14 protein-coding genes are annotated in these 14,729 nt (G+C 59.5%); 11 read left to right on the top strand and 3 right to left on the bottom strand.

All coding sequences use genetic code 11. The features are described from left to right. Positions 1 to 119: 119 nt before the first annotated feature. The 5 genes from RTCIAT899_RS09270 to RTCIAT899_RS09250 all read left to right on the top strand — a co-directional run bounded on the left by RTCIAT899_RS09270 (position 120) and on the right by RTCIAT899_RS09250 (position 4,775). Positions 120 to 572, top strand: coding sequence for an iron-sulfur cluster assembly scaffold protein (locus tag RTCIAT899_RS09270; RefSeq protein ID WP_041677447.1), 453 nt, complete (start codon positions 120 to 122; stop codon positions 570 to 572). 128 nt (positions 573 to 700) lie between these two features. Continuing rightward, positions 701 to 1,144 (top strand): membrane protein insertion efficiency factor YidD, encoded by a 444-nt coding sequence (gene yidD, locus RTCIAT899_RS09265; RefSeq protein WP_015339961.1) that lies wholly within the window; start codon positions 701 to 703, stop codon positions 1,142 to 1,144. A gap of 3 nt (positions 1,145 to 1,147) precedes the next feature. Further along, positions 1,148 to 1,675 (top strand): DUF1697 domain-containing protein, encoded by a 528-nt coding sequence (locus RTCIAT899_RS09260; protein WP_015339960.1) that lies wholly within the window; start codon positions 1,148 to 1,150, stop codon positions 1,673 to 1,675. 128 nt (positions 1,676 to 1,803) lie between these two features. Beyond that, positions 1,804 to 3,792: a threonine--tRNA ligase gene (thrS, locus tag RTCIAT899_RS09255; protein ID WP_015339959.1), complete on the top strand. Its 1,989-nt coding sequence runs from the start codon at positions 1,804 to 1,806 to the stop codon at positions 3,790 to 3,792. Positions 3,793 to 3,935: 143 nt separating this feature from the next. Then, a complete protein-coding gene (locus tag RTCIAT899_RS09250) occupies positions 3,936 to 4,775 on the top strand; it encodes a lysophospholipid acyltransferase family protein (protein ID WP_015339958.1) in 840 nt (279 codons plus the stop codon). Between the two features lie 76 nt (positions 4,776 to 4,851). On the opposite strand, the gene RTCIAT899_RS09245 is transcribed toward RTCIAT899_RS09250, so the two are convergent. Continuing rightward, positions 4,852 to 5,967 carry a hypothetical protein gene (locus tag RTCIAT899_RS09245; protein ID WP_041677446.1) on the bottom strand — a complete coding sequence of 372 codons (1,116 nt, stop codon included), beginning with the start codon at positions 5,965 to 5,967 and terminating at the stop codon, positions 4,852 to 4,854. Positions 5,968 to 6,075: 108 nt separating this feature from the next. On the opposite strand from RTCIAT899_RS09245, the gene RTCIAT899_RS09240 reads away from it, so the two are divergent. The 4 genes from RTCIAT899_RS09240 (at position 6,076) to RTCIAT899_RS09225 (ending at position 9,141) form a co-directional block, all read left to right on the top strand. Continuing rightward, the gene (locus RTCIAT899_RS09240) at positions 6,076 to 6,663 is read left to right on the top strand and encodes a nitroreductase family protein (protein ID WP_015339956.1); all 588 of its coding nucleotides are present in this window, start codon (positions 6,076 to 6,078) and stop codon (positions 6,661 to 6,663) included. Continuing rightward, entirely contained in the window at positions 6,663 to 7,268 is a 606-nt protein-coding gene (locus RTCIAT899_RS09235; RefSeq protein WP_015339955.1) for a flavin reductase family protein, read from the top strand. Before RTCIAT899_RS09240 ends, RTCIAT899_RS09235 begins: the two co-directional genes overlap by 1 nt. A 112-nt stretch (positions 7,269 to 7,380) precedes the next feature. Further along, a complete protein-coding gene (locus RTCIAT899_RS09230) occupies positions 7,381 to 8,535 on the top strand; it encodes a DUF2336 domain-containing protein (RefSeq protein ID WP_041677445.1) in 1,155 nt (384 codons plus the stop codon). Between the two features lie 138 nt (positions 8,536 to 8,673). Then, positions 8,674 to 9,141 carry a GNAT family N-acetyltransferase gene (locus RTCIAT899_RS09225; protein WP_015339953.1) on the top strand — a complete coding sequence of 156 codons (468 nt, stop codon included), beginning with the start codon at positions 8,674 to 8,676 and terminating at the stop codon, positions 9,139 to 9,141. A gap of 4 nt (positions 9,142 to 9,145) precedes the next feature. On the opposite strand, the gene RTCIAT899_RS09220 is transcribed toward RTCIAT899_RS09225, so the two are convergent. Together RTCIAT899_RS09220 and parE are read right to left on the bottom strand one after the other, a co-directional pair. Next, positions 9,146 to 10,324: an AI-2E family transporter gene (locus RTCIAT899_RS09220; protein WP_041677444.1), complete on the bottom strand. Its 1,179-nt coding sequence runs from the start codon at positions 10,322 to 10,324 to the stop codon at positions 9,146 to 9,148. A 235-nt stretch (positions 10,325 to 10,559) separates the two neighbouring features. Next, positions 10,560 to 12,623 carry a DNA topoisomerase IV subunit B gene (gene parE / locus RTCIAT899_RS09215; RefSeq protein ID WP_015339951.1) on the bottom strand — a complete coding sequence of 688 codons (2,064 nt, stop codon included), beginning with the start codon at positions 12,621 to 12,623 and terminating at the stop codon, positions 10,560 to 10,562. A 206-nt stretch (positions 12,624 to 12,829) separates the two neighbouring features. Here parE and RTCIAT899_RS09210 point away from each other — a divergent pair, with 206 nt between their 5' ends. Together RTCIAT899_RS09210 and tpiA are read left to right on the top strand one after the other, a co-directional pair. Beyond that, complete coding sequence (locus RTCIAT899_RS09210) at positions 12,830 to 13,726, top strand: alpha/beta fold hydrolase (RefSeq protein WP_015339950.1); 897 nt, start codon at positions 12,830 to 12,832, stop codon at positions 13,724 to 13,726. A gap of 137 nt (positions 13,727 to 13,863) precedes the next feature. Then, entirely contained in the window at positions 13,864 to 14,634 is a 771-nt protein-coding gene (gene tpiA, locus RTCIAT899_RS09205) for a triose-phosphate isomerase (protein WP_015339949.1), read from the top strand. Positions 14,635 to 14,729: the final 95 nt, after the last annotated feature.

Here is a 14,729-nt window from a genome sequence, read left to right as displayed (position 1 = left end):
CGATGGTCTTCGAACGACATACATATAGTATGGCATTGTCCCTGTGAAAGTGTCCTAAACGGACACGCTGTGTTTTTTGTTTTGAAACGCAAAACAGGTGCATCGGAGCGAAATCTGTGATGGACGACATCTACAACAGCAAAATCCTGGAGTTTGCCGGCAATATCGGCCGCATCGGCAGCCTTTCCGACGCCGATGCCAGCGCCCAGGCCCATTCCAGACTGTGCGGTTCTCGCGTAAAAATCTGGCTGAAAATGGACGGCGATGTGGTGACCGATTTTGCCCATGACGTCAAGGCCTGTGCGCTCGGTCAGGCATCGTCGTCGATCATGGCCCGCCATGTTGTCGGTGCTTCGGCGGAAGAAGTCCGCAAGGCCAGGGAAGACATGCTTGCCATGCTCAAGGCTGACGGCGAGGGGCCGGAGGGCCGTTTTGAGGATATGCGTTACCTGAAGCCCGTCAGGGATTACAAGGCGCGTCATGCCTCGACGATGCTGACATTCGATGCGGTCGTGGATGCCATCGGGCAGGTCGAGGCGGCGCGGGCCGAGGTTGTTGAGGCCGTATCGTGAGTATCTTTGTGCCGAGAGCGCGTACCCCCCTCTGTCACTTCGTGACATCTCCCCCACAAGGGGGGAGATTGTGGGGAGAAAGCCGCACCCTTCCGATATTGCCACTAGGTCTCGAGGGGTAGCCGCTCATGTGCTATCTCTGTTCCGTACAGGATGACGAGGATGAAGGCGGAGCTGCGGCCGGCTCCAAGCCGATCTCCCCCCTTGTGGGGGAGATGTCACGAAGTGACAGAGGGGGGTATGGGGCACGGCAGGTTGGCCGCAACTATTCCGGTCCCTTCCGTAAAACACCCGACCGGCTTTTCGGCATGGGCCTCATTCGCCTCTATCAGCTGACGCTTTCCGGCTTCATTGGCAATTCCTGCCGCCATATCCCGACCTGCTCGGAATATGGCTATGAGTCCGTTGCCCGCCATGGGCTTTGGGCCGGAGGCTGGATGACACTGTTTCGCGTGGCGCGCTGCGGCCCGGGAGGGACAAGTGGGCTCGATCCGGTGCCCGGCGAGCTGGAGCGCCGCTATCATTGGTGGACGCCCTGGCGCTATTTCCGCCTTGGGCAAAAGGCTGCCTGACCGTTGGCGGTCTATGTCGCGCTGCTCTACAGCATTGGCCTCGACTCGGGCCGCAGAGTTGTTATGGCCGATCTCAAGGCCATGGCGGAGAGTTTGGGCTTTCGCAATGCCCGAACGCTTGTCGCAACCGGCAATCTCGTTTTCGAAGCCGAGCCGCAGCCGATTGCGTCGATCGAGGCACAACTCGAAGCGGGTTTTGCCGCGGCTTTCGGCAAGCATGTCGATATCATCGCGCGTGATGCCGACGCATGGCTGAAACTTGCCGAGGGCAATCCCTTCCTCGACGGGATCGCTAGCGAGGTCATCGTGCGGGTGATGCGACAGCCGCTCGAACCGGACGTTCTTGATATGCTCGCGAGATACAGGCGAGATGAGCGCATGGCCGTTGTCAACGGCGATCTCTGGATCGATTTCGGCCTCAAAGCCAGCGAGTCGAAAATGCTGCCGGCCCTGACGACAAAGCGGCTCGGCGTCGGAACGATGCGAAACTGGAACACCGTGCGCGGTTTGGCCGAGATGATCCGGGCCTAGCGCCGCTTTTCCTTTACTAGAATACGAAATACCGCTATCAGGCGCGCGGACTTAGGTACGCATTTACTTAGTCCATATCTTTCAAAACCACCCGCATTCGTTGGCGGGACTGGACAAGGAGCATATCGATGTCCCAACCCATTTCCCTGACATTTCCCGATGATTCCGTGCGCAGCTTCGCTGCCGGCACGACCGGTCGCGATGTCGCCGAATCCATTTCCAAGTCGCTGGCCAAGAAGGCTGTCGCCATTGCTATCGACGGCACCGTGCGCGACCTTTCCGATCCGGTGACCGATGGTAAGATCGAAATCATTACCCGGTCGGACGACCGTGCGCTGGAACTGATCCGTCATGACACCGCCCACGTTCTCGCCGAAGCCGTACAGGAGCTTTGGCCGGGAACGCAGGTGACGATCGGCCCGGTCATCGAAAACGGCTTCTATTACGATTTCGCCAAGAACGAGCCGTTTACTCCCGATGATCTGCCTGTGATCGAGAAGCGGATGCGCGAGATCATTCAGCGCAACAAGCCATTCACCAAGGAAATCTGGTCGCGCGAGAAGGCAAAGGAAGTCTTTGCCGCCAAGGGCGAAAACTACAAGGTGGAGCTGGTCGATGCGATTCCGGAAGGTCAGGATCTGAAGATCTATTACCAGGGTGACTGGTTCGATCTCTGCCGAGGTCCGCACATGGCTTCGACGGGTCAGATCGGCAATGCCTTCAAGCTGATGAAGGTCGCCGGCGCCTATTGGCGTGGGGACAGCAACAATCCCATGCTAACCCGCATCTATGGCACGGCGTTTGCCGAACAGTCGGATCTCGACAACTATCTGCACATTCTTGCCGAGGCCGAAAAGCGCGATCACCGCCGTCTCGGCCGCGAAATGGACCTGTTCCATTTCCAGGAAGAAGGTCCCGGCGTCGTCTTCTGGCACGGCAAGGGCTGGCGCATGTTCCAGACGTTGGTGTCCTATATGCGCCGGCGGCTGCAGGGCGACTATCAGGAAGTCAACGCACCGCAGGTGCTCGACAAGTCGCTTTGGGAGACCTCGGGTCACTGGGGCTGGTACCGTGACAACATGTTCAAGGTCACCGTCGCCGGCGACGATACCGACGACGATCGCGTCTTCGCGCTGAAGCCGATGAACTGCCCGGGCCATATCCAGATCTTCAAGCATGGCTTGAAGTCCTACCGCGAACTGCCGATCCGCCTTGCGGAATTCGGTGCGGTCCATCGCTACGAGCCCTCGGGCGCGCTGCATGGTCTGATGCGTGTGCGCGGCTTCACGCAGGACGATGCGCACATCTTCTGCACCGACGAGCAGATGGCGGCCGAGTGCCTGAAGATCAACGATCTCATCCTCTCGGTCTATGAGGATTTCGGCTTCAAGGAGATCGTCGTCAAGCTCTCGACCCGCCCCGATAAGCGCGTCGGTTCGGACCAGCTCTGGGACCGCGCCGAAAGCGTGATGATGGACGTGCTGAAGACGATCGAGGCGCAGTCCGAAGGGCGCATCAAGACCGGCATTCTGCCGGGCGAGGGCGCTTTCTACGGTCCGAAGTTCGAATATACGCTCAAGGATGCCATCGGCCGTGAATGGCAGTGCGGTACGACGCAGGTCGATTTCAACCTGCCGGAGCGCTTCGGTGCCTTCTACATCGACCAGCACTCGGAAAAGACGCAGCCGGTCATGATCCACCGCGCCATCTGCGGTTCGATGGAACGCTTCCTCGGCATCCTGATCGAGAACTTCGCAGGCCACATGCCGCTGTGGGTCTCGCCGCTGCAGGTCGTCGTCGCCACCATCACCTCGGAAGCCGATGCCTATGGCGAAGAGGTGGCGGAAGCACTGCGCGATGCCGGCCTCGATGTCGAGACCGACTTCCGCAACGAGAAGATCAACTACAAGATCCGCGAGCACTCGGTGACGAAGGTTCCGGTGATCATCGTTTGCGGCAAGAAGGAAGCCGAAGAGCGTTCGGTCAACATCCGCCGCCTCGGCAGCCAGTCGCAAACGTCGATGTCGCTCGACGAGGCGATCACCTCGCTTGCTCTCGAAGCGACGCCGCCGGACATTCTGCGCAAGCGCGAAGCACGGCGCGTCAAGGCCGCTTGACGCCCTCATACCTGGCGGCACCTTCAGGGTGCCGTCAGAGAACTGACATACAGCTTTCATATAGTTGATGAATCAACGCGTTGCTGTGGCTGCAGCATGTGACGCAACTGAGACCATAGGAGCGGGGCAGCCCCGTCGCGCACTTGGAATTCAAAGAATTATCCTACGCCAACGAACGGGACACGCGGATCAAGCGCTGGTTCATCCGCTCCATCGAAGGTCTTTCCGGCCGGGACCGTTACGCCCGGCTCTACGATATCTGGCGCACCGATATCGTCGGCAAGAGCGAGCGGGTCTTCGGCAAGATGCTCGATCTCATCGATGTGCGCCTGCTCATCAAGGGCGAGTGGCCGCCGAACCAGATTCCAGAGGCGCCGATCGTCATCGTCGCCAATCACCCCTACGGCATCGGCGACGGGATCGCGGTGCTGGCGCTTGCCGAGCAACTGGGGCGCCCCTTCAAGGTCCTCATCAACAACGAATTGTTGAAAGTGCCTGAAATGAACGATTATTCGCTGCCGGTTTCCTTCGAGGAAACCAAGGAAGCGATGGCAATCAACATGAAGACCCGGCATGAGGCGGTTCGCCTGCTCAAGGAAGGCACGACGATCATCGTCTTTCCAGCCGGCGGTGTCGCAACCGCCAAGAAGGGTTTCGGCCGGGCAGAAGATCTGCCCTGGAAAATATTCCCGGCAAAACTCATTCAGGCGGCCCGTGCCAGCGTCATTCCCATCTATTTCGAGGGGCAGAACGGCCGGCTGTTCCATCTGGCAAGCCGCATTTCGATGACCCTGCGCATCTCACTGCTAATCCGCGAATTCCGGCGTCTCTCCGGCAGCACCATCACTGCCCATATCGGCGCTCCTCGCAGCTGGGAGGCCCTTAGCGAGGGCAGTGACCGCAAGGATCTGCTGGCGAAGCTCTATGGCGCAGTCTTCTCCATGGCCCCACCGAGAAAGCTGCTGCGGCGCCGGGCGGAATGAATCGCGAGACTTTTGTCGCCGAATGACAACTGTCTGGATGGTTCGCGCCAGCGACCAAATGGCGCCGTCGCAGTCGTCAATCCATGCTATCGCCGTCGTCGCCGCCAGCGGCCGGCGCCAATTGTTCATAGGTGGGCAGCGGCTGCTGGTTGGTGGTGGCCGGCGGTGTCTGGCTCTGGCGCATTGGCGGCATCTGGATCGGCAGCTGTCGGGCCGATTGCTCGGTATCGACCTCCTGCGGCTGCTGCTGCTTCATCAACACTTCCACATCCGTATTCATGCCGGCGGCGACCGTGAAATCGCGCTGATAGATCTTGTTCTTGTTGCGGGCGACGGCCGTGTAGCGGCCTTCCGCAAGCACCATGGTCGGAAACGCGCTGACGCTCTCCCCGACGATATCGCCTGCAGCCGTCAGGATCGACCAAGCGGTATCGGCGATTGCCTCGCCGCCGGCATCCGAAACCAGCTTGAAGGTGATCTTCGCCGCCCTGTGCTGAATGGTCGCTTCCGTTACCTTGCCGGCTTCCACCTGGATATCGGCGCGGATGACGGCATTGACCTCGCCATATTCGGAGACGACATGATAGGTGCCGGCACTGAGGCCGACCAGCGTGTTTGGTTTGACGTCGTCCATGACAAGACCGCGTTCGCCGTCTTCTTTGGTTTCGCTCGAATAGATCGAGAAGCTCAGCTCGTTCGGAGGGATGCGGACATCGGGTCCGGATACGGCGTTCAGAACCATGCCACCAGCATCGAGAACCATCGTCTGCTTCTGGGTATCGCCGCTTTCAGGCACGCTCAGCCGTTTGGTGACGCCGGCGCGGCCGAAAGAGACATTGACGAAATAGTCGCCGGGCAAAAGGTGAAAGGAGGCCGAGCCTCCGCGCGAACTGGCGACCAGCGGCAGTTTGCCATCAGCGCCCGCAATCGGGCTGAAGACGTACCAGGCAAGGCCCTGCTGCTGCGGGCCGCTCTGGGGCGTGAGCTTGGCTTCGAGGGAAACGTCGCGCAATGTGCGCGCAGGCGAATTCTCGCCATTCGGTGCCACGAAAGCATTGAGCTTCGGCATCTTGGCGCTGCCGTCGAGCTGCTTGAATTCCTTAAAGGCATCCTGCGCCGGGACGGCAGTGTTCATGCTCACAAGCATCGCGAAAGCCGCGCTCAATCGGCGAGCGGATGAAATGCCTGACATGAATACCCAACCGATTGACTTCCGATAAAACACACGCCACTTCAAAACCAATGCGGTGGCAAATTCAAGACCTACATCCCATAAAGCCCAAATGAAGGCAGTTCCTTAATGAAAACCGATATCAAGCTGGTCGACTATCTCGCGGTGCGCCGATCTATTCCCGCGTTTCAAATGTCTGAACCGGGTCCGGACAAGGCTGAAATCGAGGAGATTCTCCGGTTGGCCTCGCGCGTGCCGGATCATGGCAAGCTCGCGCCCTGGCGCTTCATCGTCTATCGCGGCGGAGAACGCGCCCGCATCAGTGAAGGGTTGCTGAAGCTCGCGCTGGAAGCCAAGCCGGACCTGTCGGAGGAAATGATCCAGGTCGAGCGCACCCGGTTCACTCGTGCACCCGTAGTCATCGCAGTCGTCAGCAAGGCGGCGCCGCATTTCAAGATCCCGGAGTGGGAGCAGTTGATGTCGGCGGGCGCGCTTTGCTTGAACTTGTTAATGGCGGCCAATGCCCATGGCTGGGTCTCCAACTGGCTGACGGAATGGTTCGCCTTCGACGAACGCGCCTATCCGCTGCTCGGCGTAAAGCCTGGCGAGAAGGTCGCCGGCTTCATCCATATCGGCTCCACAAGCTTCCCGCCGGTCGAACGCCCGCGCCCGGAGCTATCGGAAACGGTGACCTGGATCGGCGGCGAGGACGCGTGATGTTCTATACGACAGACACCAATCGCCACGGTCTGGCGCATGATCCGTTCAAGGCGATCGTCGCGCCGCGGCCGATCGGCTGGATCGGCAGCAAGGGCAGGGACGGTTCGCTGAACCTCTCGCCCTATTCCTTTTTCAATGCCGTCAGCGATCGGCCGAAGCTGGTAATGTTTTCTTCCGCTGGTCGAAAGGACAGCGTGCGCAATGTCGAGGAAACCGGCGTCTTTACCGCCAACCTCGTCAGTCGCCATATCGTGGAGAAGATGAACCACTCTTCGATTGCCGTTCCCTATGGGGTCAACGAATTCGAACTTGCCGGACTGACAGCGAAGCCGGGCGAGCTGGTCGATGCGCCCTATGTTGCCGAAGCCTTTGCCGTGCTCGAATGCCGGGTGACTGAAGTCCTCCAGCCCAAGGGTCTGAATGGCGAGACATCTGAAAATATCATGGTCATCGGCCAGGTCGTCGGTATCCATATTGACGAGACGATCATTCGCGAAGGTCGGCTGGACATGGCGCTAGCGCGTCCCATCGCACGCATGGGCTATATGGATTATAGCGAGGGCAGCGAGGTCTTCGAGATGATGAGGCCAAAGGCGCCCTGAAGGCGCCACTCACGCCTGCAGACGAAAGGTTAACAAGCAAGGTAAACGTCCCGTAAACCTTTGCTCGATAAGGTGAAGCCTAGGAATTTGCGGGGCAAGAATCGCCTCGCCGATATCGGGGCGTTACGTGATCATAGAAGCATTCCTTCGCTGGGCTGAAACCGCCAAGGCAGAAAGCAGAACCCGGGCGGCCAATGCGCTCGGCAGGGCCTATCTGCAGTCGGAGATGCCGGAGGAAGAGCGCGCAGCCGCCGAGATGGCGATGACCTATCTGCTCGACGATCCGTCTCCTCGCGTGCGGCTGGCGCTCGCAGAGGCGGTCGCGCATTCGGCCGGCGCCCCGCGGAACGTCATTTTGTCTCTAGCCGAGGATCAGCCTGAAATCGCCGGGCAGATCATCCTGTTTTCGCCCGTGTTCACCGATGCCGATCTCGTCGATCTCGCATTGCGGGGTAGCGACGTGACGCGGGTACTGATCGCGTCACGCGGGGAGGTGCCGCGTGCCGTTTGTGCTGCGCTTGCCGAGATGGGCGGAGAGGCCGAAATTCTGTGTCTGCTTGAGAACGACGGTGCCTTGCTTTCGCAGGCCTCGCTCAAGCGCATCGCCGAGCGCATGGGCGACTGCGCCGACATACGCGGACTGCTTCTTTCACGCGATATGCTCGCCTCGGACATCACACACCTACTGATGCGCAAGGTCAGCGTGGCGCTTTCCGATTCACCTCTCGTGCAGAGTTTTGTCGGCAGCTCCAGACTGCAACAAGTCACGCGTGAGGCGACGGAATCCGCAACTGTTGCCATTGCAGGAACGGCGCAGCACGAGCAATTGCCCGATCTGGTCGAGCATCTGAGGCGCAGCGGCTGGCTGACGCCGGCATTCCTGATGCATGCGCTTTGCTCCGGCAAGGTCGATTTCTTTGCCAGCGCGATCACCAATCTTTCCGGATGCGACGAACGGCGCGTGCGCTCGATCGTTTCCAGAGGACGCGTCCATGCCTTGCGGGCGCTCTACGAAAGCGCAGGGCTGCCTCGGGATATCAGCACGATCTTCGTCGAGGCGACGATGATCTGGCGCGAATCCTCCCGCAGGAACGGTACGGCGATGCTGGAAGATGTTTCTTCGCGGCTGATGCGAAAGTTCCGCCTTGCGGAGCAAAGCCCGGTTGCTGCAACGCAGCTCCTCGACATGGTCGAGAAGCTTGCCAATGCCGAAAAGCGGCAAACTGCGCGCAGCTTTGCCGCACTGGCGACGCTCGCCGCCGCGTGATATCCAGCCGGCGTTCTAAAGCGCGTCGCGATCTTTCAGATTCGCTTCCGGCGCTTTAGGTCTTTGATTTCGCGCATGTCGTTATCGCAAAACCGCTGCACATTTTTGCGCGACATGCTCTAGGTTCCGAGGTTCATCTTGTCACTGACGATCGCTATCGAATCCCCGCGTCAGGAAGGCGTCATTCGCCTTCTCGACATGTCGAGCGCCTATGCGGAATCGCTCTATCCGGCGGAAAGCAACCATATGCTTGATCTGTCTTCGCTGGAGAAGGCTGAGGTGACCTTCTGGGTCGCCAGGGTGGAGGAGATGATCGTCGGATGTTGCGCACTGGTGGAAGCCGGTGACGGCACGGCGGAGATCAAGCGCATGTTCGTCGATCCGGCCGCCAGGGGCCGAAGCGTCGCACGCAGCCTCATGGAAACGCTCGAAGCGGCGGCGCTCGAAAAAGACCTTTCCGCGGTGCGGCTTGAAACCGGCATATATCAACCGGAAGCGATCGGACTCTACCGGAAATTCGGTTATCTCGAAATTCCGCCTTTCGGCAGCTATCAGCCGGATCCACTGAGCCTTTTCATGGAAAAACGGCTGAAACAAACCAGCTGAGCAATCAACCCTCGGCAGCGTCCCGGACGTGCAACTGCAGTTCTGGCTCCTGCGCGTGCTGCTCCTCAGTCAATTCGGCTTCGCGAATCCACTCGCGCCAAATGGCAACGATGATGGCCATCAGCACCGGGCCGATGAAGAGCCCGAGGAAGCCCATGGTCTTCACGCCGCCCACCAGGCCGAAAAAGGTGGGGAGGAACGGCAGCTTGATCGGCCCGCCAACGAGTTTGGGGCGAAGCGTCTTGTCGACAATGAAAAGCTCGATCGTACCCCAGAGGAAGAGGCCAATACCGGCCCAAAGCGAGCCGCTGGCGACGAGATAGATCGAAACGAGCGACATCGAGAGCGGGGCGCCACCCGGGACAAGAGCCATGACGCCCGTGAGGACGCCGAGCGTGATGGCCGATGGAGCGCCGGCAATCCAATAGGCCACCCCGAGAACGATGCCTTCACCGATAGCGATCAGCGTCATGCCCATGACGGTAGAGCTGATCGTCGCCGGCACGACGCGGGAAATGCGTTCCCAGCGATTTGGGAGAATCTTCTCGCCGAGCAGATCGACCTGACGAACGAAGGTCGAGCCATCGCGATAGATGAAAAACAGCGCGATCAGCATGAAGAGCAGGGTCAAGACGACGTGAAAGGCGCCACCGCCTGCTGCAAGTACTGCCCTGTAGATATTGCCGATATGGGCGCCGCTTACGAGCTGCGCCAACTCACCGAGTGAGCCAGGGCTGCCGACATATTGCGTCCACTGCTCGCCGAGCCAGGAGCCGACGACCGGCAAAGCCAGAATCCATTGCGGCGGCGGCGCCCCCTCACGATTCACATGGATTGCCCAGCCGAACCAGTCGCGTACTTCTCCTGCCATGTAGAGGGCGGAAAGAACGATCGGCAGAACCAGAAAGGTCACGATGAATGCGATGGCGATGGTGGCGGCAACTGTGGTGTTCCCGCCCGTTCGCCGGACGATATCGCTGTAAAGCGGCCAAGTGGCAAAGCCGATCACCGCGGCGGCCAGAACCGGAACGAGAAAGCCGTAGAAGAAATAAATGCCGGCAATGGCAATCAGAATCAGCAGCCAGCGTGCCGCGGAAATGGATGGGATCAAAGGCATGCGCGCATGCGCGCTCGGCCCCAGCCACCGGTGTTCCTTTGGCTTATGACGTTCAAATACACCCACCGGTCTTACTTCGCCCCTATTTACCAGATCACCCGGTTATGGGGTATGATCTAGGCCGTTTCAAGAGCAACGGCTTCAAGCTTCTTATTCAGCCGTCATGACAATAGCACGACTGCCCTGCGCGCCATAATCAAGGCCACAAAGCATCTTGAACGTAAAAGACTGAGTTTCTGCGTCCAATTGAAACTGTTTTGGTAAGCAGGATCAGCAAATCCGTTCGGCGGTGGGTTCGCCGTCAGATATCCAGATCCTCTGCAAAGGCAGCGCGCTCCTGAATGAAGCGGAAGCGTGCGTCGGCCTTGGTGCCCATCAGATTGTCGACCGCGTCGCGGGTGCCTTCGAAATCCACTTCGTCGATCTCGACGCGCAGCAATGTGCGCTTGGCCGGGTCCATCGTCGTTTCCTTGAGCTGGGCCGGCAGCATTTCGCCCAGACCTTTGAAGCGGCTGATCTCGAGCTTGCCTTTGCCCTTGAATTCCGTCTGCATGAGTTCCAGGCGGTGGGCGTCGTCGCGGGCATAGATGGATTTCGAGCCCTGCGTGATCTTGTAGAGCGGCGGTACGGCCAGAAAGAGATGGCCCTGGCGGATCAGCTCGGGCATCTCCTGATAGAAGAAGGTGATCAGCAGGGAGGCGATGTGAGCGCCATCGACGTCGGCATCGGTCATGACGACGATGCGCTGATAGCGAAGATCTTCCTCGCGATATTTCGAGCGCGTGCCGCAACCGAGCGCCTGCACCAGATCGGCAATCTGTTGGTTGGCGGAAAGCTTCTCGCGACCGGCGCTGGCGACGTTGAGGATCTTGCCGCGCAGCGGCAGGATCGCCTGATTCAAGCGGTTGCGCGCCTGCTTGGCAGAGCCACCAGCCGAGTCACCTTCGACCAGGAAAAGTTCAGCGCCAGCGGCGGAGTTCTGCGAGCAGTCCGCCAACTTGCCGGGCAAGCGCAGCTTGCGCACAGCCGTCTTGCGATTGACTTCCTTCTCCTTGCGGCGGCGCATGCGCTCTTCGGAGCGCTCGATCACCCATTCCAGCAGCTTCTCGGCTTCGGCCGGATTATCGGTAAGATAGTGGTCGAAAGGGTCACGCAGGGCGTTTTCGACGATGCGCTGGGCTTCGACCGTCGCAAGCCTGTCCTTGGTCTGGCCGACAAATTCCGGCTCGCGGATGAAGATCGACAGCATGCCGACGCCGGAAATCATCACGTCATCGGTCGTGATATTGGCCGCACGCTTGTTCTGGGTGAGATCGGCGTAGTTTTTCAGGCCCTTCGTCAATGCGATGCGGAGGCCCGCCTCGTGCGTGCCGCCTTCTGGGGTCGGAATCGTATTGCAATAGGAATGGATCTGCGGGTCGCCGCCATACCAGGTGATGGCCCATTCGAGCGAGCCGTGGCCGCTTTCCTTCTCAGACTTGCCTGCAAAGATTTCGCGGGTGACGGTGAATTCGTTGCCCATCGTCGCCTTGAGATAATCCTTCAGGCCGCCTGGGAAGTGAAAGACCGCCTTTTCCGGAACATCGGCGCCTTCCGGCGCCAGCTCGGGATCACAGCTCCAACGGATCTCGACGCCGCCGAACAGATAGGCCTTGGAACGGGCCATGCGGAAAACGCGGGCCGGATCGAAGCGGGCATGATCGCCGAAGATCTGTGGATCGGGATGGAAGCGGACGCGGGTGCCGCGCCGGTTATGCACATCGCCCAGCTCTTCCAAGCCGCCCACCGGCAGGCCCCGCGAGAAGCGCTGGCGATAGAGCTTGCGATTGCGGGCAACTTCGACTTCCAGGTCGTCGGACAGCGCATTGACGACGGACACGCCGACACCGTGCAGACCGCCGGAGGTCTCATAGGCCTTGCCGTCGAACTTACCGCCGGCATGCAGCTTGGTCATGATGACTTCGAGCGTCGATTTGCCGGGCACCTGCGGATGGTTTTCCACCGGAATGCCACGGCCGTTATCCGTGACGGTGAGGTAACCTTCACGATCGAGATAGACTTCGATGAAATTGGCGTGACCGGCCACAGCCTCGTCCATCGAGTTGTCGATCACTTCGGCGAAAAGGTGGTGCAGCGCCTTCTCGTCTGTGCCACCAATATACATGCCGGGGCGCATGCGGACCGGCTCGAGCCCTTCGAGAACACGAATCGAACTCGCGCCATATTCCTCCGACGACTGGGTCGTCGGCGCCGCGCGCTGTGCGGGCGCAGGAGCAGGCTTTTCTGCCTTTACCGCCGGCTTTTCCGCTGCCTCCGGCTTCGGGGAGTGGGGGAGTCCGGAGAAGAGATCGTTGCTATTGTCCATAGAATTTCAAGCTGCTCAGATTTGTTCTGGTGGGGCCAGACCCCTTCATTATCGCATTTGTCGCCGCTATTCGCGAATCACCGTGATTCTGCCAGAAACAGCGCACAAGAGCGATGGCGCCCCACGACGGGGCAGATTCATGAAAGAGATTTGCGTTGCCGGGTGAAGAATGGCAAGCCCGATGGCCGATCGGAGGAAGTATCCGCATGCCAATGTCCACAGCTCATTTGCCCGTTCTGTCCGCAATCTCGGGCATTTTGTTGCTCGCGACCGCCTCGGGAACCTCTGCCGAGATGCTCAAGCCGTTCAAGGACGAACTGTTTTCCAGCCAGACGGTCATTGAGAGTCACGACAACGGCGCCTTCCAGACGATCGATTATCAGGAAATGCGTGACATTAACGGCCGCGATCAGATTCCGGAAAAGCGCGTCAAACCGGCTTATGTCGATACCGGCGTGCGCTGGAAGGCGCAGGAAGACGAAACGCTCGAGATCGGCGATCGCAGGGTCGATGTCACCCGCATAGGCCCCGCATCCAAACAGGCCTTTACCGTGATCTTCATTCACGGCCGAGGCGGCGACCGCCGGCTTGGCTCCAACGACTATACGTTCGGCGGCAATTTCAACCGGCTGAAGAACCTGGCTTACAAGAACGGCGGCACCTATTATGCGCCGAGCGTCAGAGGTTTCGACAGCAATGGCGTTGCCGATATCGCGGCGCTCATCCGCTATTCCTACGAGCAATCCGGCGGCAAGCCCGTCATCCTCACCTGTGCTTCCATGGGGAGCTTCATCTGCTGGGGCATCACGCGCGATGCCGAAAGCGTCAAACGGCTGAAGGGCATGGCGATCCTGAGTGGCGTTACCGATCCGGATTTCACGAAGAGCGCATTCTACAAGGCAAAGCTGCCGCTCTGGTTTACCCATGGCAGCAAGGATCCAGTCTACGCCGCCGCCGACCAGCAAGCCTTGTTCGAGAAACTTTACAAGGCGCATTATCCCACGCGTTTTACGCTTTTCGAAACCGGAAACCACGGAACGCCGGTGCGCATGACCGATTGGCGCAACGTCCTAAACTGGCTCGTCGATCCACAGGCGTCGTGAAACACATCGCACAATTCGATTTATTTTCCGGATAAGCATTTTTTCAAACGATTTGAACAGGTTTCGGCCTTGTTCGCTAACTTTCCTTTGCTCCGCCTTTTTGTTAGTCCGATGGATGAAATAGGGGGAGAAACGGAATGACGAAGACGATACGGCCGCTTTTGGCCGGAAACTGGAAGATGAACGGCACACGCGCGAGCCTGGATCAGATCAAGGCGATCGCGGATGGCGTCAAGACGCCACTGTCGGAGAAAATCGACACGCTGCTCTGCCCCCCGGCGACGCTGCTCTATGTGGCAACGGCGCTTTGCGACGACAGCCCGCTCGCCATCGGCGCCCAGGATTGCCATCAGCAGGTCAGCGGCGCTCATACGGGTGACATCTCGGCCGAAATGATTGCCGATTGCTTCGGCACGCATGTCATCGTTGGCCATTCCGAGCGCCGCAGAAATCACGCGGAAAGCGACATGCTTGTGCGCGCCAAGGCGCAGGCCGCGCACGATGCCGGCCTGATTGCCATCATCTGCATCGGCGAGACTGCCTATGAACGCAATAGCGGCCAGACGCTCGACGTTTTGAAGCGGGAGTTGATCGGCTCGGTTCCCGATGGTGCGACCGCGGCAACGACCGTAATTGCTTACGAGCCAGTCTGGGCAATCGGCACCGGCGTGGTTCCGACCAGCGAAGATGTCGAGGAAGCCCATGCCTTCATGCGCGCAGAGCTTATCGAACGCTTCGGCAAGGAGGGCGCAAACATGCGAATTCTTTACGGCGGATCCGTCAGCGGCGCGAATGCGCGCAATCTTCTCGACATTCCGCATGTCAACGGCGTGCTTGTCGGCGGACAGAGCTTGAAAGCCGCCGACTTCCTTGCCATTTATGCCGCATTCGAACGGCAGTTCGCCTGAAGCAACAACTTGCCCGGAGTTCCGGCCTTAAAAGGGCTTGGAATAGGCGAGAGCCTCATGTAAAGAGCCGCGAGCTTTTATTTTTGATGCCCGCA

It is taken from the genome of Rhizobium tropici CIAT 899, assembly GCF_000330885.1.
Classification (GTDB): domain Bacteria; phylum Pseudomonadota; class Alphaproteobacteria; order Rhizobiales; family Rhizobiaceae; genus Rhizobium; species Rhizobium tropici.
The sequence above is the reverse complement of the archived record's forward strand: the minus strand, read 5'-3'. Positions and strand labels throughout refer to the sequence as shown.

Bases quoted from the DNA above. Each gene is read 5' to 3' on its own strand.
- tpiA (WP_015339949.1), top strand. From the start codon at position 13,864: ATGACGAAGACGATACGGCCGCTTTTGGCCGGAAACTGGAAGATGAAC.
- thrS (WP_015339959.1), top strand. From the start codon at position 1,804: ATGTCCCAACCCATTTCCCTGACATTTCCCGATGATTCCGTGCGCAGC.
- parE (WP_015339951.1), bottom strand. From the start codon at position 12,623: ATGGACAATAGCAACGATCTCTTCTCCGGACTCCCCCACTCCCCGAAG.
- RTCIAT899_RS09240 (WP_015339956.1), top strand. From the start codon at position 6,076: ATGAAAACCGATATCAAGCTGGTCGACTATCTCGCGGTGCGCCGATCT.
- RTCIAT899_RS09235 (WP_015339955.1), top strand. From the start codon at position 6,663: ATGTTCTATACGACAGACACCAATCGCCACGGTCTGGCGCATGATCCG.
- RTCIAT899_RS09210 (WP_015339950.1), top strand. From the start codon at position 12,830: ATGCCAATGTCCACAGCTCATTTGCCCGTTCTGTCCGCAATCTCGGGC.
- RTCIAT899_RS09270 (WP_041677447.1), top strand. From the start codon at position 120: ATGGACGACATCTACAACAGCAAAATCCTGGAGTTTGCCGGCAATATC.
- RTCIAT899_RS09245 (WP_041677446.1), bottom strand. From the start codon at position 5,967: ATGTCAGGCATTTCATCCGCTCGCCGATTGAGCGCGGCTTTCGCGATG.
- yidD (WP_015339961.1), top strand. From the start codon at position 701: ATGTGCTATCTCTGTTCCGTACAGGATGACGAGGATGAAGGCGGAGCT.